Source organism: Streptomyces sp. DSM 40750 (genome assembly GCF_024612035.1).
In the GTDB taxonomy this organism is placed as follows: Bacteria; Actinomycetota; Actinomycetes; order Streptomycetales; family Streptomycetaceae; genus Streptomyces.
On sequence record NZ_CP102513.1, the window covers coordinates 615017 to 637354 of the forward strand.

At 70.2% G+C, this 22338-nt stretch carries 23 protein-coding genes and 2 pseudogenes; 13 read left to right on the plus strand and 12 right to left on the minus strand.

What is annotated here, in order from left to right; all coding sequences use genetic code 11:
• Positions 1-463: 463 nt before the first annotated feature.
• The 5 genes from JIX55_RS50805 (at position 464) to JIX55_RS03010 (ending at position 5999) form a co-directional block, all read left to right on the plus strand.
• A complete protein-coding gene (locus JIX55_RS50805; RefSeq protein WP_257569719.1) occupies positions 464-2242 on the plus strand; it encodes a tetratricopeptide repeat protein in 1779 nt (592 codons plus the stop codon).
• A gap of 160 nt (positions 2243-2402) precedes the next feature.
• The gene (locus tag JIX55_RS02995; RefSeq protein WP_257561633.1) at positions 2403-3104 is read left to right on the plus strand and encodes a CHAP domain-containing protein; all 702 of its coding nucleotides are present in this window, start codon (positions 2403-2405) and stop codon (positions 3102-3104) included.
• 110 nt (positions 3105-3214) lie between these two features.
• Entirely contained in the window at positions 3215-3892 is a 678-nt protein-coding gene (locus tag JIX55_RS03000) for a M15 family metallopeptidase (RefSeq protein WP_257561634.1), read from the plus strand.
• Positions 3893-4083: 191 nt separating this feature from the next.
• Positions 4084-4803 (plus strand): DinB family protein, encoded by a 720-nt coding sequence (locus tag JIX55_RS03005; RefSeq protein ID WP_257561635.1) that lies wholly within the window; start codon positions 4084-4086, stop codon positions 4801-4803.
• Positions 4804-5180: 377 nt separating this feature from the next.
• A complete protein-coding gene (locus tag JIX55_RS03010; protein ID WP_257561636.1) occupies positions 5181-5999 on the plus strand; it encodes an SAM-dependent methyltransferase in 819 nt (272 codons plus the stop codon).
• A 42-nt stretch (positions 6000-6041) separates the two neighbouring features.
• Here JIX55_RS03010 and JIX55_RS03015 read toward each other — a convergent pair whose 3' ends face one another.
• From JIX55_RS03015 to JIX55_RS03040, 6 genes are all read right to left on the minus strand, one after another.
• Entirely contained in the window at positions 6042-7082 is a 1041-nt protein-coding gene (locus JIX55_RS03015; protein ID WP_257561637.1) for an endonuclease/exonuclease/phosphatase family protein, read from the minus strand.
• A gap of 157 nt (positions 7083-7239) precedes the next feature.
• Positions 7240-8427: an amidohydrolase gene (locus tag JIX55_RS03020; RefSeq protein WP_257561638.1), complete on the minus strand. Its 1188-nt coding sequence runs from the start codon at positions 8425-8427 to the stop codon at positions 7240-7242.
• A gap of 221 nt (positions 8428-8648) precedes the next feature.
• Positions 8649-9197 (minus strand): HAD domain-containing protein, encoded by a 549-nt coding sequence (locus JIX55_RS03025; protein WP_257561639.1) that lies wholly within the window; start codon positions 9195-9197, stop codon positions 8649-8651.
• 96 nt (positions 9198-9293) lie between these two features.
• Positions 9294-9515, minus strand: a complete 222-nt coding sequence (locus tag JIX55_RS03030) for a helix-turn-helix domain-containing protein (RefSeq protein ID WP_257561640.1) — start codon at positions 9513-9515, stop codon at positions 9294-9296.
• Complete coding sequence (locus tag JIX55_RS03035; protein WP_257561641.1) at positions 9515-10012, minus strand: DUF2975 domain-containing protein; 498 nt, start codon at positions 10010-10012, stop codon at positions 9515-9517. The genes JIX55_RS03030 and JIX55_RS03035 overlap by 1 nt, the downstream gene beginning before the upstream one ends.
• A gap of 142 nt (positions 10013-10154) precedes the next feature.
• The gene (locus tag JIX55_RS03040) at positions 10155-10859 is read right to left on the minus strand and encodes a haloacid dehalogenase type II (RefSeq protein WP_257569198.1); all 705 of its coding nucleotides are present in this window, start codon (positions 10857-10859) and stop codon (positions 10155-10157) included.
• 231 nt (positions 10860-11090) lie between these two features.
• Here JIX55_RS03040 and JIX55_RS03045 point away from each other — a divergent pair, with 231 nt between their 5' ends.
• Complete coding sequence (locus JIX55_RS03045) at positions 11091-11549, plus strand: nuclear transport factor 2 family protein (protein ID WP_257561642.1); 459 nt, start codon at positions 11091-11093, stop codon at positions 11547-11549.
• Positions 11550-11981: 432 nt separating this feature from the next.
• On the opposite strand, the gene JIX55_RS03050 is transcribed toward JIX55_RS03045, so the two are convergent.
• The gene (locus JIX55_RS03050; RefSeq protein ID WP_257561643.1) at positions 11982-12698 is read right to left on the minus strand and encodes a polysaccharide deacetylase family protein; all 717 of its coding nucleotides are present in this window, start codon (positions 12696-12698) and stop codon (positions 11982-11984) included.
• A 319-nt stretch (positions 12699-13017) separates the two neighbouring features.
• Here JIX55_RS03050 and JIX55_RS51340 point away from each other — a divergent pair.
• Positions 13018-13115: pseudogene (locus JIX55_RS51340) on the plus strand (electron transfer flavoprotein subunit beta); the annotation flags it as partial.
• A 66-nt stretch (positions 13116-13181) separates the two neighbouring features.
• Here JIX55_RS51340 and tnpA read toward each other — a convergent pair.
• From tnpA to JIX55_RS03075, 5 genes and pseudogenes are all read right to left on the minus strand, one after another.
• Positions 13182-13509: pseudogene (tnpA, locus tag JIX55_RS03055) on the minus strand (IS200/IS605 family transposase); the annotation flags it as partial.
• 127 nt (positions 13510-13636) lie between these two features.
• Positions 13637-14305, minus strand: a complete 669-nt coding sequence (locus JIX55_RS03060) for a GntR family transcriptional regulator (RefSeq protein WP_257561644.1) — start codon at positions 14303-14305, stop codon at positions 13637-13639.
• 93 nt (positions 14306-14398) lie between these two features.
• Positions 14399-14902 carry a flavin reductase family protein gene (locus JIX55_RS03065; protein WP_257561645.1) on the minus strand — a complete coding sequence of 168 codons (504 nt, stop codon included), beginning with the start codon at positions 14900-14902 and terminating at the stop codon, positions 14399-14401.
• Between the two features lie 25 nt (positions 14903-14927).
• On the minus strand, positions 14928-15353 hold the full coding sequence (locus JIX55_RS03070) for an ester cyclase (protein ID WP_257561647.1): 426 nt from the start codon (positions 15351-15353) through the stop codon (positions 14928-14930).
• Positions 15340-16944, minus strand: a complete 1605-nt coding sequence (locus JIX55_RS03075; RefSeq protein WP_257561648.1) for a BCCT family transporter — start codon at positions 16942-16944, stop codon at positions 15340-15342. Before JIX55_RS03075 ends, JIX55_RS03070 begins: the two co-directional genes overlap by 14 nt.
• Before the next feature lie 243 nt (positions 16945-17187).
• Between JIX55_RS03075 and JIX55_RS03080 the strand changes: the two genes are divergently transcribed.
• The 6 genes from JIX55_RS03080 to JIX55_RS03105 are packed head-to-tail and all read left to right on the plus strand — an operon-like array spanning position 17188 to position 21840.
• A complete protein-coding gene (locus JIX55_RS03080; protein ID WP_257561649.1) occupies positions 17188-17814 on the plus strand; it encodes an amino acid synthesis family protein in 627 nt (208 codons plus the stop codon).
• Positions 17811-18362, plus strand: coding sequence for an amino acid synthesis family protein (locus JIX55_RS03085; RefSeq protein WP_257561650.1), 552 nt, complete (start codon positions 17811-17813; stop codon positions 18360-18362). The genes JIX55_RS03080 and JIX55_RS03085 overlap by 4 nt, the downstream gene beginning before the upstream one ends.
• A 6-nt stretch (positions 18363-18368) precedes the next feature.
• On the plus strand, positions 18369-19100 hold the full coding sequence (locus JIX55_RS03090) for an alpha/beta fold hydrolase (RefSeq protein WP_257561651.1): 732 nt from the start codon (positions 18369-18371) through the stop codon (positions 19098-19100).
• Positions 19093-20580 (plus strand): aldehyde dehydrogenase, encoded by a 1488-nt coding sequence (locus JIX55_RS03095; RefSeq protein WP_257561652.1) that lies wholly within the window; start codon positions 19093-19095, stop codon positions 20578-20580. The genes JIX55_RS03090 and JIX55_RS03095 overlap by 8 nt, the downstream gene beginning before the upstream one ends.
• 1 nt (position 20581) lies before the next feature.
• The gene (locus JIX55_RS03100; RefSeq protein WP_257561653.1) at positions 20582-20800 is read left to right on the plus strand and encodes a tautomerase family protein; all 219 of its coding nucleotides are present in this window, start codon (positions 20582-20584) and stop codon (positions 20798-20800) included.
• Entirely contained in the window at positions 20797-21840 is a 1044-nt protein-coding gene (locus tag JIX55_RS03105; RefSeq protein WP_257561654.1) for an LLM class flavin-dependent oxidoreductase, read from the plus strand. Before JIX55_RS03100 ends, JIX55_RS03105 begins: the two co-directional genes overlap by 4 nt.
• The last annotated feature ends 498 nt before the right edge of the window (positions 21841-22338 follow it).

Sequence of the window (22338 nt, forward strand, 5' to 3'; positions counted from 1 at the left end):
CGCGGCCTCAGCCTGAGCCCCTCCTCCGCGCCGCCCTCCTCCCGCCCGCCATCGGTGACTTCACCGGCCGGGAGAAGCCACTGGCCGAGGTGGCCGCCTTGTTGACCGCTCCGCGTGAGGCGATGCCGGTCGCGGTCGTGTCCGGGCCCGGCGGCGTCGGGAAGTCCGCGTTCGCCGTGCAGGTCGCGCACCGCGTCGCCGCCGACTACCCCGACGGCCAGCTCTACGCCGAACTGCACGGCTTCAGCGATCCGGTGCCGCCCGCCGAGGTGCTGGCACGGCTGCTGCGCGCGCTGGGCGCCGAGCCGCCCGACGGTCTCGCCGAACGCGGCGACCTGTTCCGCAGTCTGCTCGCGCGGCGCCGCGTACTGCTGGTCCTCGACGACGCGGGCAGTGAGGCGCAGGTGCGGCCGCTGCTGCCGGGGAGCGCGAGCTGCGGTGTGCTATCACGTCCCGCGCCCGGCTGGCGGGCCTCGACGGCGCCTCCCGCACCGGACTCGATGTACTGGACGACGAGTTGGGGATCGAACTCCTCGCCCGGATCGCCGGCGACGGGGATGTCCGGCGCGACCCCGAGGCGGCGCGCCGGATCGTCGCCCTGTGCGGCGGTCTGCCGCTGGCCCTGCGCATCGCCGGGGCCCGCCTCGCGACCCGCCGCCACTGGACGCCGCGCATGCTCGCCGACCGCCTCGCCGACGAACGCCGCCGTCTCGACGAACTCACCGTCGGCGACCTGGAGGTACGCACCGGGCTGGGCCTCAGTTACGACGCGCTCGACGCCCTCGGCCGCACCGCCCTGCGGCGCCTCGGGCTGCTCGGCGCGCCCGATGTGGCCGCCTGGACGGTGGCCGCGCTGCTGGATCTGCCGCAGACGCAGGGCACCGAGGACGCCGAAGACGTCGTGGAGCGACTCATCGACGCGCAGCTGCTCCACTTCACCGGCATCGACCGCGCCGGGCAGCCGCGCTTCGGACTGCACGACCTGGTCCGGGTGTACGCGGCCGAGCGCGCCGAGGCGGAGGAACCGCGCGCCGAGCGTGCCGCCACCCTCGGCCGGGCGCTCGGCGGCTGGCTGTGGCTCACCGCCCGGGCGACCGCCGCCGGACCCTCCGGGGAGGTGGTGCTCCAGAACCCGCGCACCCTGTGGCCGGTCGGCGACCGGGCCGCCGGCCAGGTGCTGGCCGACCCGACCGGATGGTTCGAGGCGGAGGCCGGCGCGATCGCCGCCGCCGTCGAGCGTGCCGCCGCCATGGACCTGCACGCGCTCGCCCGCGAGGCCGCCGTCACCCTGTGCTCGTCCGCCTACATCGTCAACAACCGCTTCGACTCGTGGTCACGCACCCACGAAGCCGCGTTGGCCGCCGTACGCCGCGCCGAGGACCGCACCGGGGAGGCCCTGCTGCTCATCGGCCTCGGCCAACTCCGTTACGAGCAGGACAACTTCACCGAATCCATGACCCACTACCAGCAGGCGGTCGGCCTGTGCGCCGAGCTCGGTGACGCGCGGGGACACGCGGCGGCCCTCGCGGGCCTGGGCAGCACCTACCGGGAACAGGGCCGGTTGCAGGACGCCGCGCGCGAACTGACCCGCGCCATCGACGACTTCAGACGGCTCGACGACGCTGCGGGGCTGGGCCTCGCCTGTCGTTTCGCCGGGTCCGTCCACCTCGAACTCGGTGAGTACGCCACCGCCCGTGTCCTCCTCGACGAGTCCCTGGCCGCCTACCGTCGTCTCGGCAGCCGGCGCGGCGAGGCGCTCGCCCTGCGGACGTACGGGTTGCTGCACCGCGCGCTCGGCGAGTACGAGGCGGCCGAGGAACTGTCCGGCCGGTCCCTGGCGATTCTCCAGGAGTTCGGCGACCGCCTGATGAGCGCGTACGCGGCACAGGCCCGGGCGAAGGCACGCCTGAGGCTGGGACGCACCCGGGAAGCGGCGGCGGACCTGGCCGGTCTGCTCGACGTGTGCCGGACGTACGACGACCGGTGGGGCGAGGCCCTGGTACGACGCACTCTCGGCGAATGCGCCCTCGCCGAGGGTCAGTTGACCGACGCAGAGACCCACCTCACCGCGTCCGTCACCCTCTGGGAGACCCTGCGGCTCCCCCTTCCCCGGGCCCGCACTCTGCGCACCCTCGCGGAACTACGGGACCGCCTCGGCGACGAGCGGGGGGCTGCCGCCCTGCGGGCCGAGGCGGGCGAGGTGTTCACCGCGTACGAGGCACACGAGGCGCGGGAGTCGTAAAGGGCCAGGCAGAGGTCCTTCAAGGGTGGCAGCGGGAACGTCGAGAGGACCTGAAGGGAAGTTGTAGCGGGCCCCGCGAAGCTTCTTGGTGTCGGAGGGGAACGGGAACAGACCGAACTCCCCCGGCACCAACGGGGATTCAACGGGGAAAGGACTTCCGATGCCCAGCATCACCAAGCCCAGCACAGCCAAGGTGCCCGCACGGCGCGCCGCCACCCTCCTGCTGATCTCGGCCCTCGCGGGCGGAGCACTGACCGCGGAGGCGGCTTCGGCCGCGCCCGTGTCACCGCAGTCGGCCTCCGTGTCCGCGGCGGTCTCGCTCCAGACTGCCATCAAGAGCAAGGCGCAGCAGCAGGTGGGACTGTCGCCGCGCAACCGTGAGATGGCCGGCAACTGCAACTACTACAGCGCTGTCGCCACCGCCCCGAAGAGCGGCTCGGTCGGCAAGTGCAAGAAGGTCGGCGGGTTGCAGTGGCGCTACAACAACTGGTGCGCCGACTTCGTCCGCTACGTCTGGAAGAACGCCGGCGCCCGGACGAAGGGCACCGACGCCTTCGCCGGCTCCTTCTACCGGGCCCGCAACTCCATCGGCACGTGGCACGCGCGGGGTTCCTACACCCCGAAGATCGGTGACGCGGTCCTCTACGACTGGGACGGCGGCTCACCGAGCCTCGGGACCAACGGCTGGGACGTCGACCACATCGGCATCGTCATCGGCTACAACCCCAAGACCAAGGCGCTGACGACCATCGAGGGCAACACCACCAAGAGCGGCAACGGCGGCACCGAGGGTGTCTACAAGCGCACCCGGCACAACACCAAGGCCGGTGACGTCGTCGGCTACGTGACGCCCAGGAAGTAGCGAGCGGCGAGCAACGAGAGCCAGGCACCACGGGGGAGCCCCCGGGACCGGTCACCCGACCGGCTCCGGGGGCATCGTGGTGCGGTCGCACCACCTCCCACAGGACTGAGATGTCAGAGATCATCCGCATGAACGACCCCCGATCGGCCGGTATCCCGGTCCGCGACTGCCGCGAACCCCTCGTGGATCTGCGGGAGTTGTCGTTCCTGCGCGTCGACACCCGGCTGGCCGACCCGGCGGGCGCCTACGCCCTCCTGCGTGAGGGCGTGGCGTGGCGGCTGGCCCGCGCCGCCCGGCTGCTGCCCGAGGGGCTGCGCCTGCTGGTCACGGAGGGCTACCGCCCGCTCGTCCTGCAGCAGCGGTACTTCGACGCGTACGAGGCCGAGTTGCGCGCGTCCCACCCCGACTGGCCGGAGCCGTATCTGCGCACCCGGACGAGCCGTTCCCTGTCCCCGCCGGAGATCGGCCCGCATGTCGCGGGCGCCGCGGTCGACCTGACCCTGTGCACCGCCTCCGGCACCGAACTGGACCTGGGCACCCCGGTGAACGCCGGCCCGGAGGAGAGCGACGGCGCCTGCTACACGGATGCCCCGGGCCTCGCCGCCACCGCCCGTCGCAACCGCCGTACCCTGTCCGCCGCCCTCAGCACGGCCGGCCTCACCAACTACCCCACGGAGTGGTGGCACTGGTCCTACGGCGACCGCTACTGGGCCCTCGCCACCGGAGCCGCGGCGGCCCGGTACGGCCCCGCAGACGTGTACGCCCGGCATCATCGGCCCCCGGAATGATGCTCGACCCCCCGACCGGGACCTGAGCGAACTCGCCGCCACACCGCCTGAACGGTGCGGGTGGGGCCGCACCGCTTCGTGGCGAGGAAATCGGTCGCGCCCCGGGAGGTGAGCCGCTAGCTTCCGCTGAGCGCAGCGAGCTACGACAGGCGAGATGCGAGATGCGAGATGCGACCGAGAGGGGAGCCGGCATGGAGATCGAGGGTGTGCGGACGGACCGTTTGGGCTTGCTGCTCGAGCAGTTCGACAAGGCCAGGGAGATGGCCGGGGTACGGCTGGCGGGGCTCGGCGACGAGGAGTACCTGTGGGAGCCGGTACCGGGTTGCTGGTCGCTCCGGCGCCGGGGCGAAGCGGTGACACCCAGGGCGTTCGGGCCGGGCGAGTGGGTGCTCGACCTGGGCGCGCCGGACATCCCTGCGAGCGAGTACGCCGAAGTCGCCCGTCAGGCCGCCGGCGGCATGTCCGTCGCCAAGATCGCCGATGACTGGAGTGTGAGTGTCGAGCGGGTCGAGGAGGTCCTCGCCCACACCGGTGAGCCGGAGCCCGACGAGACGCCGATCACGACCATCGCGTGGCGGCTGGGGCATCTGCATCTCCAGTTCGCCGGCGCATGGGAGTGGACCTTCGGCGAACGGCGGCGGGATCCGAAGCTGATGGTCGACTTCTCCCCCTCCGCCGCCTTGACGCTGGAGCGGTTCTGGGCGTCGGTCGACCGCTGGCGCGACAGCGTCGGAGCCGTCACCGACGAACAACTCGACACGGTCGGCTTCTCTCGGTACCCGTACAGCAACGACGCCGACAATCCGTACATCGCCGTGCTCTCGGGGGACAACCTCGAATTCATCCACCACATGGCCGAGATCGCGCTGCTCCGCGACCTGTGGCACGCCCGCTCCACCGCTGCCGGGTAGGCCCGGCTACGCGACGGCGGCCCTCGTCTGCGGAGAGGCCGGTGGCGAGCTGACGCCGGAACAGCTCGCTGCCACCGCCCGGGCGGTGGGGCCGCGCTTCCCAGCGGCCACGGCGTCGTCCCCGGCCCCGGGCGGCAGCGATCGCCCCCACGGTGTCGCCGACGGTCGGCAGGGTCCGGACCGCTGATCCTTTACTCCTGGGCCCGCCCGGACCGGGGCCTTCGCCGTATCCCGGGTGAGGGCGAAGCGGCGAGAGGAGCCTGCCCGGGCAGGGCGTCGCGCGCGGGCCGAGTCCGTCAACTGGCTGCGGTGGCCAAGCAGTTGTGCCTACGTTGAGCAGCGTCATGATGCGAACCGACCGAAGGAGACCACACGGCATGTCCGACCCCTCGCCCCACGACGAAGGTGTCGCACGCATCACCCGGCTCCGGACGGATGTCTCTCATTCCGCCAGGATCTGGAACTACTGGCTGGGAGGGAAGGACCACTACGAGGTCGACGAGAAGGTAGGGGATCAGATCCTGTCCTTCGTGCCCGAACTTCCCCGCTCGGCCGTCGCCGACCGCCGTTTCCTGGCTCGCGCCGTCCGTTTCCTGGCCGCCGAGGCGGGCATCCGCCAGTTCCTGGACATAGGGACCGGTCTGCCCAGCGCGGACAACACCCACGAGGTCGCCCAGCGCGTCGACCCGTCCTGTCGGATCGTCTACGTCGACAACGACCCCATTGTCCTGACGCACGCTCACGCCCTGCTCACCAGCACACCCGAGGGGGCCACCGGCTACATCGAGGCCGACCTGCACGACCCCGAGGCGGTCCTGCGGGGCGCCGCGGCCACGCTCGACTTCGAGAAGCCGGTCGCGATCACCATGCTGGGCGTCCTCAACTTCATCATGGACACCGACGAGGCGGTCACCATCGTGCGCCGTCTCCTGGACGCCGTCCCCTCCGGCAGTCACCTCGTCATCTCCCACCCCACCACCGAGGTCGACGGTGAGGCGATGGCCGCGGCGGTCGACTACTGGAACGGCCAGGGGTCGGCCCCGATGACGCTGCGCAGCCGCGCCGACCTCGCCCGTCTCTTCGACGGCGTCGAACTACTTCCGCCGGGCCTCGTCTCCTGCTCCCGCTGGCGCCCCGAGGACACGGACGAGGACGTCGAGGTCACCCACTTCGGGGGCGTCGGAAGGAAGCGGTGATCATCCGCCGCAGGCGGGCAGGGCCGGTGTGTTCGCTGCCCGCTACGCGTCGGTCGTACCGGTGCGGGGCAGCAGTGCCAGTGCGGCGACGACAGCCCGGTGGTCGGTGCCCGGTACGGTCCGTTCGGCGACGGAGACGCCTGCCAGGCCGGAGCCGTGCAGGACGTGGTCGATCTGGATCAGCGGCGGTACGAGGGGCTTGCCCGCAGGCCAGGTTCGCGCCCCTCCGCGGCCGAGTTCGGCGTGGATGTCCGTGAGACCCGCCGCGAGCAGCTCGCGCATCGGCGCGTGGTCGAGGGAGGCGTTGAAGTCTCCCAGGAAGACGGTGTCCGGTCCGCTGTTCCGGGCGACGGAGGCGAGGGCGGTCATGTCCCGTGTCCAGCGCTCCGCGTCACCGAGCGGGTAGTACGTGTGGACGGCCACCAGCCGTACGGTCCGGTCGCCGACCGTCACCTCCGCGGTGGTCTGCGGCCAGGCCGTGTCGGCGTCCAGGGGGCCGCCGTGGGTCAGGGGGATCCTCGAATAGATCGAGGTGTCGTACTCGGGGTGGAGTTCCTGGTGGGGCAGCAGCCTGTCCAGACCGGCGTCGGCGAGCGCGCCGACGCCGGCGGACGGCAGTTCCTGCACGGCCAGTACGTCGATCCGTTCCGTCCGGACCAGCCGCACCAGCGCTCGGGGGTCCGCATCGCCGACGTGGGCGTTGACCGTGGCCACCCGCAACTCGGCTGCCTGCGCCGGGACATGCCGCTGGTCCGGCAGAAACCGGGGTACCAGTAGGGCGACTTGAGCCGCCGCGAGAAGCCCGACCGCTGCCACCGCCCAGCGCGAGCGCAGAGCGGGAACGGCGAGCACGGCGACCAGCGACAGCACGCTGAGCACCGTGCCGTAGGGGAAGAGCACCACGGGAACGGCGAGCGGTGTTCCCGCGTCCAGCCCGGTCAGCCGTACGACGAGCAGGGCGGTCGGCACGGCGAGAAGGACGCCGCAGCCCAGCAGCCCCCACGTCCGTCCGCGTCGGCCGCCCTTGCCGTTCGCCCGTCGCCCCGCCGGGGGCGCGGGAGTGCCGACGGCCGTGTCCGTCATCGGTCCTCCAGTCGAAAGGTACGCGCGGCGATCATCCGCAGCTCCCGAGAGGGGACGTCAGGAGAGGTGCGTACGGTTGCGGGGGCCCGGCCGTTCCTCCGGGCTCGCAGCCGGTGGACGAACAAGAGCAGGGAGGCGGGCGCGGGTATGGCGTCGATCAGTGCCCGGTGGCGGGGCGGCCGTGCGCACTCCAGGCCCGTTCCCGCAGGTCCGCGTCGCGCAAGACGTCGATCGCCGTGCATGCCAGCGCCTCCGTGACCGCAGGGAGCACGCGGCGGGCCCGGGCGGAGACCGCGGCCGCGGCGAACTCGGGTGTGTGGTCGGAGCCGTCCTCGTCCATGATCGCGACGAAGGGGTGGATGGCCGGAACGCGGGCGCTGACGTTGCCGATGTCGGACGATCCGAGGTACACGCCGTGAGCGGGCGGGGTCGAACGGACACCCGCGCGGTCCAGGTGGGCGGCGAAGCGCTCGGACAGCGTCCCGCTGTCCCGGAAGTGCTCGTAACGGATCGTGGCCCGCTCGACGGCGACGGTCGTGCCGGTCGCCTGAGCCACGCCCGCGGCACATGTGGCCAGGCGTCCGGCAAGGTCGTCCAGTGCCTCGGTGGTGGCCGCGCGCAGCCCGAACCGTCCCTCCGCGTACTCGGGGACGATGTTCGTGGCCTCTCCTCCGTGGGTGATGATGCCCTGGATGTGGGAGGCCTCCGGCAGCCGACGGCCGAGCGCGGCCAGCACGTTGAACAGCTCGACGAGGGCCGCGAGCGCGTCGATGCCCTCGGTGGGGTTGCCCGTGGGGTGGGCGGCGCGCCCGTGGAAGGCGACCCGGTACTGCTCCTGCGCCGTCAGCGGGGCACGCGCCCAGTCGTACACGCCCGGATGGAACATGAGCGCGGCGTCGATGTCGTCGAAGACGCCCGCCTCCACCTCCAGTGCCTTGCCCCCGCCTCCCTCCTCGGCCGGGGTACCCACGGCCAGCACCGATCCGGCGCTCCCGTCCAGCGCCGTACGGGCGGCGAGCGCGGCGCCCAGACCCGCGGCGGCGATCAGGTTGTGGCCGCAGGCGTGGCCCAGCCCCGGCAGGGCGTCGTACTCCAGCAGCAGCGCCACCGCGGGCCGCTCCGTACCCGAGCGCGCCACGAAGGCCGTCGGCATCCCCGCCACGCCCGCACGCACATCGAAACCGGCCCGGCGCAGCTCGCCCGTCAGCAGCGCCGCCGCCCGCCGCTCGGCGAACGCGTACTCCGGATCGGCGTGCAGCGCCGACGCGACCTGCCACAACGCCTCGGCGCGGTCGGCGACCTCTTCGCGGACCCGCCGGTACAGGGCGTCGGAGATACCGGACACGTGGCCTCCCAGGCGTGCTGCGGACCTGTCTTCCTCGGCTCCGGGTTTCACCGAAGGGGCGACCGACACCATCCGGGAGGGCGGAGGACGGAGGACGGACGGCAGGCGATTCACCTCGACGACTTCGAGCGCACTGGCGAACTCCTCGGCTGGCTCACCGCCAGGGCCGGGGATGTCCACCGACGTCCGGACGGCGGCGTCGAGCTGGGCTGGACCCGGTTCTACGAGGAGGGCCGGCCCGAGCCGCTGGTGGTGCGGGACGGTGTGGTGAGCCGGCCGTCGTAGCCGAGCCAGTCATGGAGTACGGCGAAGTCCGCTTCGGTGAGGCCGGTCTCGGAATCGACGCGGTGGAGGAGGGCCGGCCCTCGATGATGCGCCGACACCCAGGCGCGGTCGGGATCGGTGATCTCGTCGTCGACCCAGATGAACGGGCGTCCGGCGGCCGCCTGGAGGAGGGCTTTGGTCTTCCAGTGCAGGACGCCCGTCACGTCCTCCTCCGGCAGGGCCGCCACCGGGAGCGCCGGCAGCCCGAGCAGCGGAGCGATCACCTCGTTGGCGTCCTCCATCCATGCGGTGGCCCACACCAGATCGCAGGGCAACCGCAGCAGACGCGCACCGTGAGCGAGGTCGATCTTCGCCAGCTGGGGATTCGACGTCTCCTGCCAACCGTCCCAGCCCTCATGGGCCGCCGGAAGCCGCGCGCCTCCATAGGGCAGGAGCGTTCCGTCGACATCGAGGAAGAGCAGCGGCCGCTCCGCATCATCCGTCATGTCCGCACGCTATCGGCTCCCCCTCGGACAAGCAGCCGCGTTGTTCAGACGCGGCAGTGTCAGCCGCTCGACCGTCGGCAGACCGGGCCGCCGGTGTCATCCGTCCTCGGAGCCGCCGGTCTCCCAGCGCAGCAGGTCTCCCGGCTGGCATTCGAGCACTTCGCAGAGCGCGGCGAGGGTCGTGAAGCGGACCGCCTTGGCGCGGCCGTTCTTGAGGACCGCCAGGTTGGCGGGCGTGATCCCGACCCGTTCCGCGAGTTCGCCCACGGACATCTTCCTCTTGGCGAGCATCACGTCTATGTCGACGGCGATCGGCATCAGATCACCTCGGCCAGCTCGGCCCGCATCTGCGTCGCCTCGATGTCGCGCGTGACGGCCTGGGCGAGCAGCATCCGCAGGACGAGCACGATGAGCGCCATCCCCAGGACGGCCAGGGTGACCCCGCCCAGCAGAAGCACGATGCCCGGTGGCACGGCCTCGCCGGGTGCCAGGACCACGCCGAGCGTGAACACCAGGGCTGCGGCCGCCACCATCGCCCCGATCACGCCGTGCACGTACCGGAAGGCGGCGTGCGAGAACACCGTGTCACGCCGGACCATCGTCACCAGCCGCCACACACAGACCAGGACGACCTGGACCGTCACCACTCCCAGGACCACGATCACGAGCACCGGTGTGCGCAGATGCGCCGCGTCCCGGCCGAGATCATCCAGGTCCACGGCCAGCAGCGGCACCATCACCGTCTGCACGAACACCGAACCGACGAACAACAAGACGACCACGGCCCGCAGCGCCAGCACCGTCAGCTTCCCCACCACATCCTCCTCCGACCGATCAGCGATAGAAATCTATCGAAAATCGATAGCTCAGGCAAGGGGAGACCGTGGGACCGGATACCGGAGGAGGCAACCAAAGCCGCTCCCAGCCGACAGCGAGATGAGAAGCGAGCAGCAGTGATCAGTCGGACGAACCTCGGGCGCGGCCGAGCTGGTCGGCCAGGTCGCTCAGGTCGGCGGCGTGCAGGTCGAAGCGGTCCGTGGCGGTGGGCGGGTCGCCGCCGGGGCGGGCCACGTAGGCGGTGCGCAGGCCGAGGCGCTGTGCGCCGCGCAGGTCCCAGGCGTGGGCGGCGACCAGCAGCAGTCGCTCCGGCGGCCGGCCGGAGACGGTGACGGCGAGTTGGTAGACCGCCGGGTCCGGCTTGTAGGTCCGGACGTCTTCGGCGGACAGGGCCTGATGCCAGCGCAGTCCCGCATGGGCGTTGAGTCCCAGCAGCGCCGTCCGGCTCGCACTGGAGAGCCCGATCAACGGGAACGCTTCGGCGAGGCGGGCGAGCCCCGCCACGGTGTCGGGCCACGGCGGAAGCCGACGACCCGACAGGGCCAACGCCGCCACGGCGGTCGGGTCGTCGACTCCGGCATCCTCGGCGACGAACTGGGCGGCTTCCAGGTCGAGTTCGTCGCTGGGGACGTAGGGCCGTACACCGTCGAGGATCCGTCGTTGTTCGCGGCCGATGTACCGCTGCCACAGCGACAACAGCCGCTCGGTCGCCGGATCACCTGGCGACGGGGCGAGTTCGCGAATCCCGGCCCGCAGACCGGCGGGTTCATCGACCAGGGTGCCGAGCACATCGAGCACTACGGCATCGATCTCCAACTCCGACACGACAAAGGCCTCCAGGGCGAAGCGACGGCGGGACAAGCTGGGGAAGAGCGGGGACCGACTGCTGTGCGAACGCAGGCGGAAGGCACCCTGATTCCCGTTCCCGCACGAGAAGCGGACGCTCCAGGCAACCCATTACCCCTGGGGTAATCGACCGGCTCTCCCCTGACCGGCAGGATCGAGCACATCGAAGAGAACCCGCCACGATCCGGCCGCAGTCGCGAGGAGAGCCTCATGTCCGTCACGTCCACTGTCCGCACGATGAGTTCAGCCGCCGCCGCGAGCACCGTCACCGAGGCCACCCGGGCCGCCGTGCAGGAGTACCTCGCCGCCCGGGTGGCCGGGGACATCGGCCGGCTCGTTGCGCTGTTCGCCGACGAGGTCGACTGGCTGCTCGCCGAGAACCCCGGCGTGCCGTGGATCCGCCCGCGATCCACCGGCGTCGAATGTGCGGCGCAACTCACGGAGTTGATGGAGTACACCGTGCCCGAGGAGGCGCGCGCGTCGGTCGACACCCTCCTCGTCGACGGCACCGACGCCGTCCTGATGGGGCACTTGTCGGGGACGGTACGCGCGACGGGGAAGTCCTTCGAAGGGCCGTTCGCGCTGCGCCTCACCGTGGAGGACGGCCGCATCACTCGACACCACCTCTATGAGAACAGCCTGTCGATCGCCATGGCCTGCGCCCCGTGAGGGCGCGGGCGGCGGTCCCTGGCCGCCACCGCCGAGTTGGAGCTCCGCCGGCTTCGCCACGGAGTCCGATCGCCAGGCCTCTGCGGATGCCTACTCGCTGGCGGGTTTCATGCTGATCACGTCGTTGCCGGCCCGGAGAGCGACGACGGACAGTTCCGCGCCGGGTGCCGGACGCTCATCGACGGCAGTCGGCGGCTGGGCTTCGTCAACGACCTTGCCGAGGACATCCCGGAAGGGCGCCAGGGCATCCCGGCAAAGCCGTTGAAGCGCTTCTCCGTCACGGTGGACGGCCTCGCAGAGGAAGCCGTGAGTCGGCGCGCGTAGGAGAGTTGGCGGAGCATCAGATCGAGTGGACGTCCCCCGCCAGCCGGGCGGGCCTGGCAGGTTCCGCCGTTTCAGGTGCTTGCCGCGCACACGTGGCGACGGCCCCGGTCACGGCCGGTAGGCGGCGCGGTTGTGGTAAGTGACCTTCCCGGTGGGCAGCTTGCTCGGAGCGAAGAGCTGGTCGACGGTCACGAAGTGGAAGCCTCGTGCCTTGAGGGCCTTGATGATGCCTGGCACCGCGTCGACCGTCGTCTTGTGAATGTCGTGCAGGAGGACGATGTCCCCGGGCTTGGTCTCCGCATTGACGGTCTTGATGATCCGGGCGCTGTCGCGGTGCTTCCAGTCGAGGGTATCGACGCTCCAGTGCACCAGCGGTCGCCCGGCAGCCGTGCGGACAGCCGCGTTGTGGGCGCCGTAGGGGGCGCGGAAGGTGGTTGGCTTCGTGCCGGTCGCCTGCTTGATCACCGTGTCCGTACGGGAGAGCTGCGACTTGATCTTCGCGGTGCTGAGCTTGGTCAGGTTGGCGTGGTCCCAGCTGTGGTTGCCTATCTGATGGCCGGCGAGCGCCGCGGCACGCACCGTTGACGGGTTCTTCTGGACGTTCGTGCCGACAACGTAGAAGGTCGCTCTGACGTTCCGGTCGTTCAGGATGCGCAACAGCCGCTGGGTGTCGGCGACCGGCCCGTCGTCGAAGGTGAGGGCGACGCACTTCACCTTGCGGCAGTCGACGGCCAGGGGTGCGGCGGAGGCGTACGTGGCGGTACCGGCCAGCGTGGTGCCGCAAAGGGCGGCGGTGATGGCCGAGGTGACGAGGCGTCGGTGCATCGAGTCCTCCAGGAGCAGTGAACTTCCCTTGCAGGTAGTGGACTTCCTGTAAGACGCACTCGACGTGCGCTTGGATGTACGTGCGTTCGGCGCTCCCCGTACGGTCTCGGGAATCCAGTCACCTCGGACGGCCTCGGCGACCGCGCCACGAACCTCTTGATCGTGCGCGTGAGTTCCGTGGCCATCTCGGACTTCGCGGTTCCGGGCGGGCCCAGCACCCGATCTCCGCGTTGGTCCGTGTTGGTCCGTCCTTGGGCGACGAGCCGTGCGACCTCGGCTTCCCTGTCGGTCAGTGGTTCCGTCGGGCTCGGTTGGTGTCGCCTGGACGGTCGTCGACTCCGCGGCCGTGCGCCCGGCGCGTACCGCCGGCACGATCGTCAAGGGCGAGACGAGGGCGGCAAGCAGCTCGCTGAATGATTCCGGCCGCGACCGCCGGGTTCACGTGGGTGAAGACACGCACCCTCGCCGGGCCCGCCTCCCCGATCAGATCAGGAGCACAGCGAAGACCAAGGCCGTGCAGACCACACGGAGACCGGTCGGCGACGCCGGCGCCGACGGGTCAAAAGGAGGCGCGCAGGAAGCGGGCGGTGCGCCGCCGCAGGACGCCACGCAGTAGGACGGGGACCAGGACACCGGTCCCCGTCCCGATCCGGTTGAGCCGGCCGGTGTACTGCGCGTGCAGGTAGCGGAAGCTGACGCCTTTGAGGCTGTTGACGAGCTTGGACAGGGCGGTCTTCGGCGGGTGGTGGACGAGCAGGTGGACGTGATCGCCGTCGCCGTTGAACCCCCGCAGCTCTGCGCCAAAGCTCTCCCGGTTCCCGTCCGTCCCCCACATCCCCGCCACAGCCACCACAGCGCCACAGACGGCACCGGCACCGGCACCGGCACCGGCACCGGCACCGGCGGCAGCGCAATGAACAGGCCGGCCGGGCCCGGTATCAGGAACCGGCCATGCCGAACCCCTCGTGCGAACCGCCGATGGGCAGCCCCGCCAGCAGCGCGCGCCGGCTTGCCCTGACGTGCTCACGCATCACGTGCTCGGCGCTGTCACCGTCCTTCTCCAGGATCAGCTCCAGGACGAGGTGATGCTCGCGGTCCGACTGCAGGGCACGGCCCGGCTGGCTCAGCGACGTGTTCACCAGCCGGGGGTAGGCCAGCTGATTCATCAGCATCCGGTAGTGGGCCTCCAACTTGCTGTTGTCGGCACCGGCTATGAGCAGGTCGTGGAACTCCTGGACCAACTCGGCGTACCGCTCACGGTCGTCCCGCTCGACCGCCGCGTCGGCCTCGCGCAGGTTCCGCTCGAGCATGTCGATCTCCTCGACACGACCGCGCCGGGCGAGGAGGCGGGCGGCCGCGCCCTCGAGGAGTTCCTTCATCTCGAAGAGTTCCGTGATCTCGCGGCGGGAGGGGGTGGTGACGAACGTCCCGACGCGGGGCCGGATTTCGACCAGCCCTTCGGTCTGCAACTGCTTGAGGGCTTCGCGTACCGGCGTACGGCTGACGCCGAACTCCTCCGCGAGGGCGAACTCCGAGAGCGGAGCCCCGGGCACGATGTCTCCCTTGATGATCCGCCGGCGCATCTCGGCGATCACCCTGGCCTGCATCGACCCTCCCCCGGCCTCCGGCCTGGGGCCCCCACTTCGGTTCGCTCTTTGCGCGATTCACCGAACCCTCCTCCGTCCCCAGCCGCCCGCCGGTCATCCCAGCGGCGCGAGCGCGCCGCCGTCGAAGAACTTACCCGCGCTGTAGACCATCGGATGGTTCGCGGCGACCGCGGCGTGCACCACGCGGCAGATGAACACGGTGTGGGTGCTGGCCTGCAGCCGCTCGCGGATCTCGACCTCCATCTGCGCGCTGCTCCGAGCGATCAGCGGGCTGCCGAACGGGCCGCTCTCCCATTCCACGTCCTTGAACTTGTCATCGGCCTTGCTCGCGAACGTACCGACGACGTCGAGTTGGTCCGTGGACAGGATGTTGATCGCGAGGTGGCCCGCACGGAACAGACAGTCGTGGGTGGACGAGGTGCGCTGGACGCACACCATCACGGTGGCGGGGTCGAGCGAGATGCTCGAGAACGCGTTGACGGCCAGCCCTCTGGGGGTCTCTCCGTCCATCGCGGTCACGACCGTGACACCGGTGACGAACTGCCGGTTGACCTGCTTCATCACATCGAGGTCGGGCTTCGAGGCAAGCGGGGCCATGGAGCTGCTCCTAGTCATCGTGTCGTCAGTCCTGTCCCACCCGGATGACGCCCAGCGCCGAGAGCAGCGCCCGGGGGTCCCACGTCACGTGTTCCTCGACGATCCGGTCCCCCTCGAAGCGGGCGAACGTGGCGCCGCTGACCTCGATCTGCCGCTTGGTGGGAGGAACACCGAGGAAGGCGTTCTCGTGGTTTCCGCTGCTGTGCCAGCGGATCGCGGCCCTGTCGCCTTCGACCACGATGTCGTCGATGGTCGTGACCAGGTCCGGGAAGGCCGCTCGGGTCGAGACGATCGCGGCCTTGAAGGCGTTCAGGTCCTGCGGGTGCGGGTCCCCGCCGTGGCGGAGGTACGCCGGGCTCAGCAGCGCGTCGAGGGCATCGACGTCCCCCTGGCCCCAGGCCGCGGCCCACACCTTCTCGATGAGCCCACGACGGACGTCAGAGTGCGACATCGAGCTTCTCCTTTCTGTCGGCACGCAGCTCTTTCCAGAAGGACACCGCCAGACCGGCGATGATCGCGAGGAACGGCAGGGACGTCACGATGACGGTGTTCTGAAGGGCGTTCAGTCCGCCGGCGAGCATGAGGACGACGGCGGTGACACCGGTGAGGACACCCCAGAGGACGAGCACCGAACGACGCGGGGTGAGCGATCCGTCCGAGGTCATCATGGACAGCACGTAGGTGTTGGCGTCCGCGCCGGAGACGAAGAACATCACGACCAGGACGATCGCGATCACCGAGGTGGCCCCGGCGAGCGGGAAGTGGTCGAGGGTCGCGAAGAACGCGCTGTTGATGTCGGCCGCGGTCTGCTTGGCGATGTCGCCGTCCTCGAACAGGTCGATGTGGATCGCCGTGCCGCCGAAGACCGTGAACCAGGTGAAGAACACCACGCTGGGCACGGCCAGGACGCCCATGATGAAGCCGCGGATGGTGCGGCCACGCGAGATACGGGCCAGGAAGACACCGACGAAGGCGCCCCAGGAGACCCACCAGGCCATCATGAAATAGGTCCACCACTGCATCCACTCGAGCCCGCCGAACGCCGTGCCCTGCAGGCTCATCCGGAAGAAGTCGGTGGCCCATTGGCCCATGGACTCGATGTACAGGTTCGCGATGAACACGGCCGGGCCGACGATCAGCATGAAGACGAACAGCGCGACCGCCAGCAGCGAACTGCCCTGGCTCAGGAACTTGATGCCCTTGCTGACACCGGTCACCGCCGAGAGCGTGAAGACCGATGTGACGGCGGCGATGATGAGCACCTGGCTCACCGAGTTGACCGGGATTCCGAACAACCTACCGAGACCGTTGTTGACCTGAAGAGCTCCCAGGCCGAGGGATGTCGTGGTGCCGAAGAGCGTCGCGAACACGGCGAGCACGTCGATCGCCTTGCCGATCGGCCCGTTCACGCGGTCACCGAGCAGCGGCACGAACAACTGGCTCACCAGGGTGCGCCGGCCCTTGCGGAACGTCGAGTACGCGATGGCCAGACCGAAGACGGCGAAGATCGCCCAGGCGTGCAGGCCCCAGTCGAAGTAGGAGTACTGCAGGGCGCGCACCGCTGCCGCCGGTGTGTTCGGCTCGGCGAGACCGTGCGGTGGCGTCGCCAGGTGGGAGATCGGTTCGGCGACGCCGTACGAGACAAGTCCGATGCCCATGACCGCGCTGAGAATCATGGCGAACCAGGTGAGCGTCGAGAACTCCGGACGGTCGCTGTCCTTGCCCAGTCGGAGGTCGCCGGCGGGGCTGAAGGCCAGGAACACCAGGAAGACCAGGATGGCGAGCGTGACCACCAGGTAGGACCAGCCGAACGTGGCCGTCACCCAGTTCAACGAGGTGTTCGTGACCTTGTTCAGGTTGTCCGTGAAGAGCACCGCCCAGGCTACGAAGACGGCGGAGACACCGAGCGAGGTCCAGAAGACGGAACCGAGCCTTCCGCCGTCGTCGTGGCCGGCTCCTGTGTCCTCCGCGGTGCTGTCCCCGCTGCTCCCGGACGGCGTCGCGGGCGTCGTTTCCGCGTCCGTTCCAAGGTGACTGGACATGGAACTCCTTGGGTCCGGGGGCCCGATGGCCATCTGGTCTGGCATACAAGAAGCAGTAAGGCACGTCACAGATGGAGCGTCAAGAGTTCCATGGCGCGGAATCATGCCCCCACTTCCAGTGTCACCAATAACCCCAGGTCACATGGATGTGACCGGTCGCGATAGGGAGGTACGCGGGATACGGCGACCCTTCCAGCCGTCCCCCTTGACCCACACCAGAGGCGACGCCTATCGTCCTGTGCCATGCAAGAGCGCATGGATCACCTCGACGAGAGCATCGGTCTCCGCAAGCTCGTGCTCTACCGCGACGTCGTCCTGACCGAGGCGGGCGACGCCCCCGCGCAGCCCGCGCGGCGAGCCAGCGTCGCCGCGGTCATACGGAACCCGTGGGTGGGCACCGGCCCCTCGGCTGATCTGTCCATGGAGCAGGAGCGCATAGCCCCGGTCCTCGCCAGGTTGCTGACCGATCGGCTCGTCGCTTCCCTGGGCGGTGCGGACGAGATCGAATCGTTCGGCAAGGCCGCCATCGTCGGCGCGACCGGCGAGATCGAGCACGCCGGGGCCCTCATCCACACCCCGTACTTCGGCAACCTGGTGAGGGAGTTCCTCCACGGCGAGTCGGTCATCTGCTTCGCCGACACCCGCGCCGAGGCCGGCGAGACGCTGATCGTCCCGCTCTGGCACAAGACGCATGCCGCGACTCGCAGTCACTACCAGACCATCAGCGCCCGTGTTTCCGACGCCCCGCGTGCGGACGAGATCGTCGTCATCGCCGCCGCGTCGACGGGGCCGCGCCCGCACCCCCGCATCGGGGACCGCATGACCGACCCTGTTGTCACCGCCCAAAGCCTGGAGGTTGTTCCCTCATGAACGTCCGCAAGATCGTGACCGTCGTCGAGGAGATCCGCACCGAAGGCGGCCGCGCGGTCGATCGCCCCGCCCGCGTCGCCGTGGTCGCAGCGGTGATCGAGAACCCGTGGGCCGGTCAGGGCTTCGTCGAGGACCTCGCTCCAGGTATCGAAGCGAACGCCTCCGATCTCGGCGCGCTGCTGGCCCCGGCGGTGCTCGACGCACTCGACGCTCCCGCCGAGGCGTACGGCAAGGCGGCCATCGTCGGCCTGGACGGTGAGATCGAGCATGGCTCGGCACTGATCCACACACTCAAGTTCGGCGACCACTTCCGTAAGGCCGCGGGCGCCACCACCCTGCTGCCCGCGGTCGAGAAGCGCGGGCCCGTCGGCATCGTCTTCGACATCCCGCTGAAGCACATCACCGACGCCACGATCCGTTCGCACCACCAGAGCATCGAGGTCCGCATCAGCGACGCCCCCCACCCGAACGAGATCGTCATCGCGCTTGCCGCCGCGGCCCAGGGGCGCCCCCAGCAGCGTCTGGCGCCGCTCTCGACCGAGCAGTAGGTCTTCATGAGCAAGCCGACCGTGGTGCTGCTGCACGGCGTCGGGCTCGACCACACCATGTGGGAGCCCACCGCCGCGCTCCTGGCCGACCGCTTCACCGTGATCACCCCCGACCTGCCGGGCCACGGCACCCGCCCGCCGGTGAGCGACGGGGTGACCCTCGCAGATCTGGCCGACGGGGTGGTCGGTGAGATCCCGGCGGGCTCGCACCTGGTCGGATTCTCGCTGGGCGCCCTGGTCGCCCAGCATGTGGCGCTGCACCGCCCGGAGCTGGTGACCACGCTGACCTCGGTCAGTTCGGTGTGCGAGCGTACGGCCGAGGAGCGGGCGTCCGTACGCGACCGGCTGCGCGCCGCGGAGGCCGACTTCACGGCGAGTGCGGCCGCGTCCCTGAAGCGGTGGTACGCCGGTACGGAGGTCGGCCCCGACCGGGTGGCCCGCACCGAGGCCACACTGCTCTCCAACGACGTCGGGTCCTTCCTCAACTGCTATCGCGTGTTCGCCACGGCGGACGCCGACATCGCACCGGACCTGCCCGCCATCGCCGTACGCGCGCTGGCGGTGACCGGCGAGAACGATCCCGGGTCCACCCCCGAGATGACCCACCGGCTCGCCGCGGCGCTTCCCGACTGCCGTGCGGAGGTCATCCCCCAGGCGCGTCACATGCTGCCCGTCGAGCGCCCCGAGGCGTTCGTCGACTCCCTCACCACCTTCATCGGAGAGTGCGCACATGTCTGAGCTCACCACGTTGCGGCACTTCATCGGCGGGACGTGGGTCGAGCCCGCGTCGGGCGAGTACTTCGAGAGCACGAACCCGGCCACCCGCGAGGTCCTCTACCGGGCAGCACGTGGGGACGCCACCGACATCGAGCGAGCTGTGACCGCCGCGAGGCAGGCCTTCGAGGACCCGCGCTGGCGCGACCTCAGTCAGACACGACGCGGACACCTGCTGCGCCGCCTCGGGGATCTGATCGCCGAGAACGCCGAAGACCTGGCCCGCATGGAGACGCAGGACAACGGCAAACTGCTGCGCGAGATGCGCGGGCAGCTGGCCACCTTGCCGGAGTATTACTACTACTACGCCGGGCTGGCCGACAAGATCCACGGCGACTTCATCCCCACCTCCGACCGGCGAGTGCTCAACTACACAGCCCGGGAGCCCCTCGGTGTGGTCGGAGCGATCACGCCCTGGAATTCTCCGCTGACGCTGACCAGCAGCAAACTGGCGCCCGCGCTCTGCGCCGGCAACACCGTCGTGATCAAGCCCTCGGAGTACACCTCGGCGACGGTGCTCAAGCTCGCCGACCTGGCCATCGAGGCGGGCTTCCCGCCGGGTGCGGTGAACGTCGTCACCGGGTTCGGCGCCGAGGCCGGGCAGGCCCTGGTCGACCACCGCGACCTCGCGAAGATCTCCTTCACCGGCAGCACCGCCACCGGGGCACGCATCGCCGCCGCGACGGCGAGCCGTTTCATCGGCTCCACGCTCGAACTCGGCGGCAAGTCTCCCAACATCGTTTTCGAGGACGCGAACATCCCGAACGCCGCGATGGGCGTCGTCGCCGGCATCTTCGCCGCCGCCGGACAGACCTGCATCGCCGGCAGCCGGGTGTTCGCGCACAGGTCCGTCTACGACGAACTTCTCGAACGAGTCACGGAACGCGCCAGGACCATCGTCATCGGCGATCCCCTGGACGAGAAGACCGAGCTCGGCCCGTTGGCCTTCGAAGGCCAACGCGACAAGGTCGCCGGGTACGTCGACCTCGGGCGCGGCGAAGGCGCCCGGGTGCTGACCGGTGGACGTGCCACCGACGGCGGCCTCGGCGGCTACTTCTACGAGCCGACCGTCCTCGTGGACGTCGACAACAGCATGCGCGTCGTACGCGAGGAGATCTTCGGCCCCGTCCTGGCGATCATGCCGTTCGACACCGAGGAGGAGGCCGTACGTCTGGCGAACGACACCGAGTACGGTCTCGCGGCCGGCGTGTGGACGACGAACCTCGCACGGGCGCACCGGATGGCGGCGCGCCTGGATGCCGGGACCGTGTGGGTCAACACCTACCGGGCCATGTCCCCGATGTCACCGCGTCAGGGCTTCAAGAGCAGCGGCGTGGGCGTCGAGCACGGCACCGAGACGATTCTGGAGTACACGCGGCTCAAGAGTGTCTGGATCAACACCAGCGAGGAGCCCGTGGCCGACCCGTTCACCATGCGGAGCTGACATGCCACAGGTTTCCATCACCCTCGCCGAGGGCCGCACGCCGGCGCAGCTCCGGGACTTGATCCACGAGGTGCACGCCGCGGTCCTGCGCACTGTGAACACACGGCCCGAGTACATCCGGGTCGTCGTCCACGAGGTCCCCAGGACGCACTGGGCCACCGGTGACGTCACCCTCGCCGAGATGGACGCCGCCACAGCACAAGCGGAGGAGCAGTCATGAGGTTTTCGTTGTTCGTGCACATGGAGCGCTGGGACGCGGAGGTCAGCCACCGGCAGCTCTTCGAGAACCTCTCCGAGCTGGCTCTGATGGCCGAGGCCGGCGGGTTCGGCACCGTGTGGATCGGGGAGCACCACGCGATGGAGTACACGATCTCCCCCAGCCCGATGCCGCTGCTCGCCCACCTGTCCGCGAAGACCTCGACGATCCGCCTGGGCGCGGGGACCATCATCGCCCCGTTCTGGCACCCGCTCAGGGTCGCCGGTGAATGCGCGCTGCTCGACGTCATCAGCAACGGCCGGATGGAGGTCGGACTCGCGCGGGGTGCCTACCAGTTCGAGTTCGACCGGCTGGCGGGCGGGCTGCCGGCCGCCGACGGCGGAAAGCACCTGCGTGAGCTCGTGCCGGCCGTCCGGGCGCTCTGGCGGGGCGACTACGCCCACGACGGTGAGATCTGGCAGTTCCCGACGTCGACCAGCGTGCCCAAGCCGGTGCAGCAGCCCGCCCCGCCCATGTGGATCGCCGCGCGCGACCCCGCCTCCCACGACTTCGCGGTGGCGCAGGGCTGCAATGTCATGGTCACCCCGTTGATGAAGGGCGACGAGGAAGTCGTCGACCTCAAGCGGAAGTTCGACACCGCCGTGGCGAACCATCCAGAAGTGCCGCGTCCCGACCTGATGGTGCTGCGGCACACGCATGTCCACTCCCCTGACGAGCCCGACGGCTGGCGCCCGGCCGCGGAGGCGATCAACCGCTTCTACCGCACCTTCGACGCCTGGTTCGGCAACAAGACCACCCCGCAGAACGGGTTCCTGCCGCCCAGCCCGGAGTCGAAGTTCGAGGGCCGTCCGGAGTTCCAGCCGGAGTCGCTGCGCGAGACCGCGATGATCGGCACCCCGGCCGCGGTCATCGAGCGACTGCGCGCCTATGAGGAACTCGGCGTCGACGAGTACAGCTTCTGGATCGACAACGGCATGTCGCACGAGGCGAAGCGCAAGTCCCTGGAGCTGTTCATCAAGGAAGTCGTCCCGGCCTTCCAGTAAGCCGAGATGCCCGGCGAAGCCGTTGCGCTGGAGCGGATGCCGCCCCGCGGCTGCGGCCGGATGTACCCGGGCCGGATCATGTCGGCGTGGAACGGCATCGTCGGCAGCTCGTTCTCCGTGCGGCCCTCGACCCTGCCCTACCCCTACCCCTGCCCCTGCCCCTGCCCCTGCCCCTGCCCCCACATGGAACGGCCCGCCTCATGGAACGGCCCGCCTCCGTGCCGTCGGTCCCCTCTCCCTGCCCGACGTGATGCCGTCCACCGTACGACCCTGCTCACAGCCCTGGGAGCCCGTGCCGATCCCCCGTGGCAATGCCCCCACGCAGGCTGAGCGCACGGGTTCGGCACTCGCTCCGATCACCGCTGCGAGTGCCGGAACCTGGGCCGGTGTCCGGATCCGTCCGGGGAAACGGGCAGCGAACGGGCACGCCCGGCGGGCGAGCGGGCAGCGGCCTCCCGCGCATGGAGCCCCTCCACCGCATCGTCCTGGGCCTGTGGG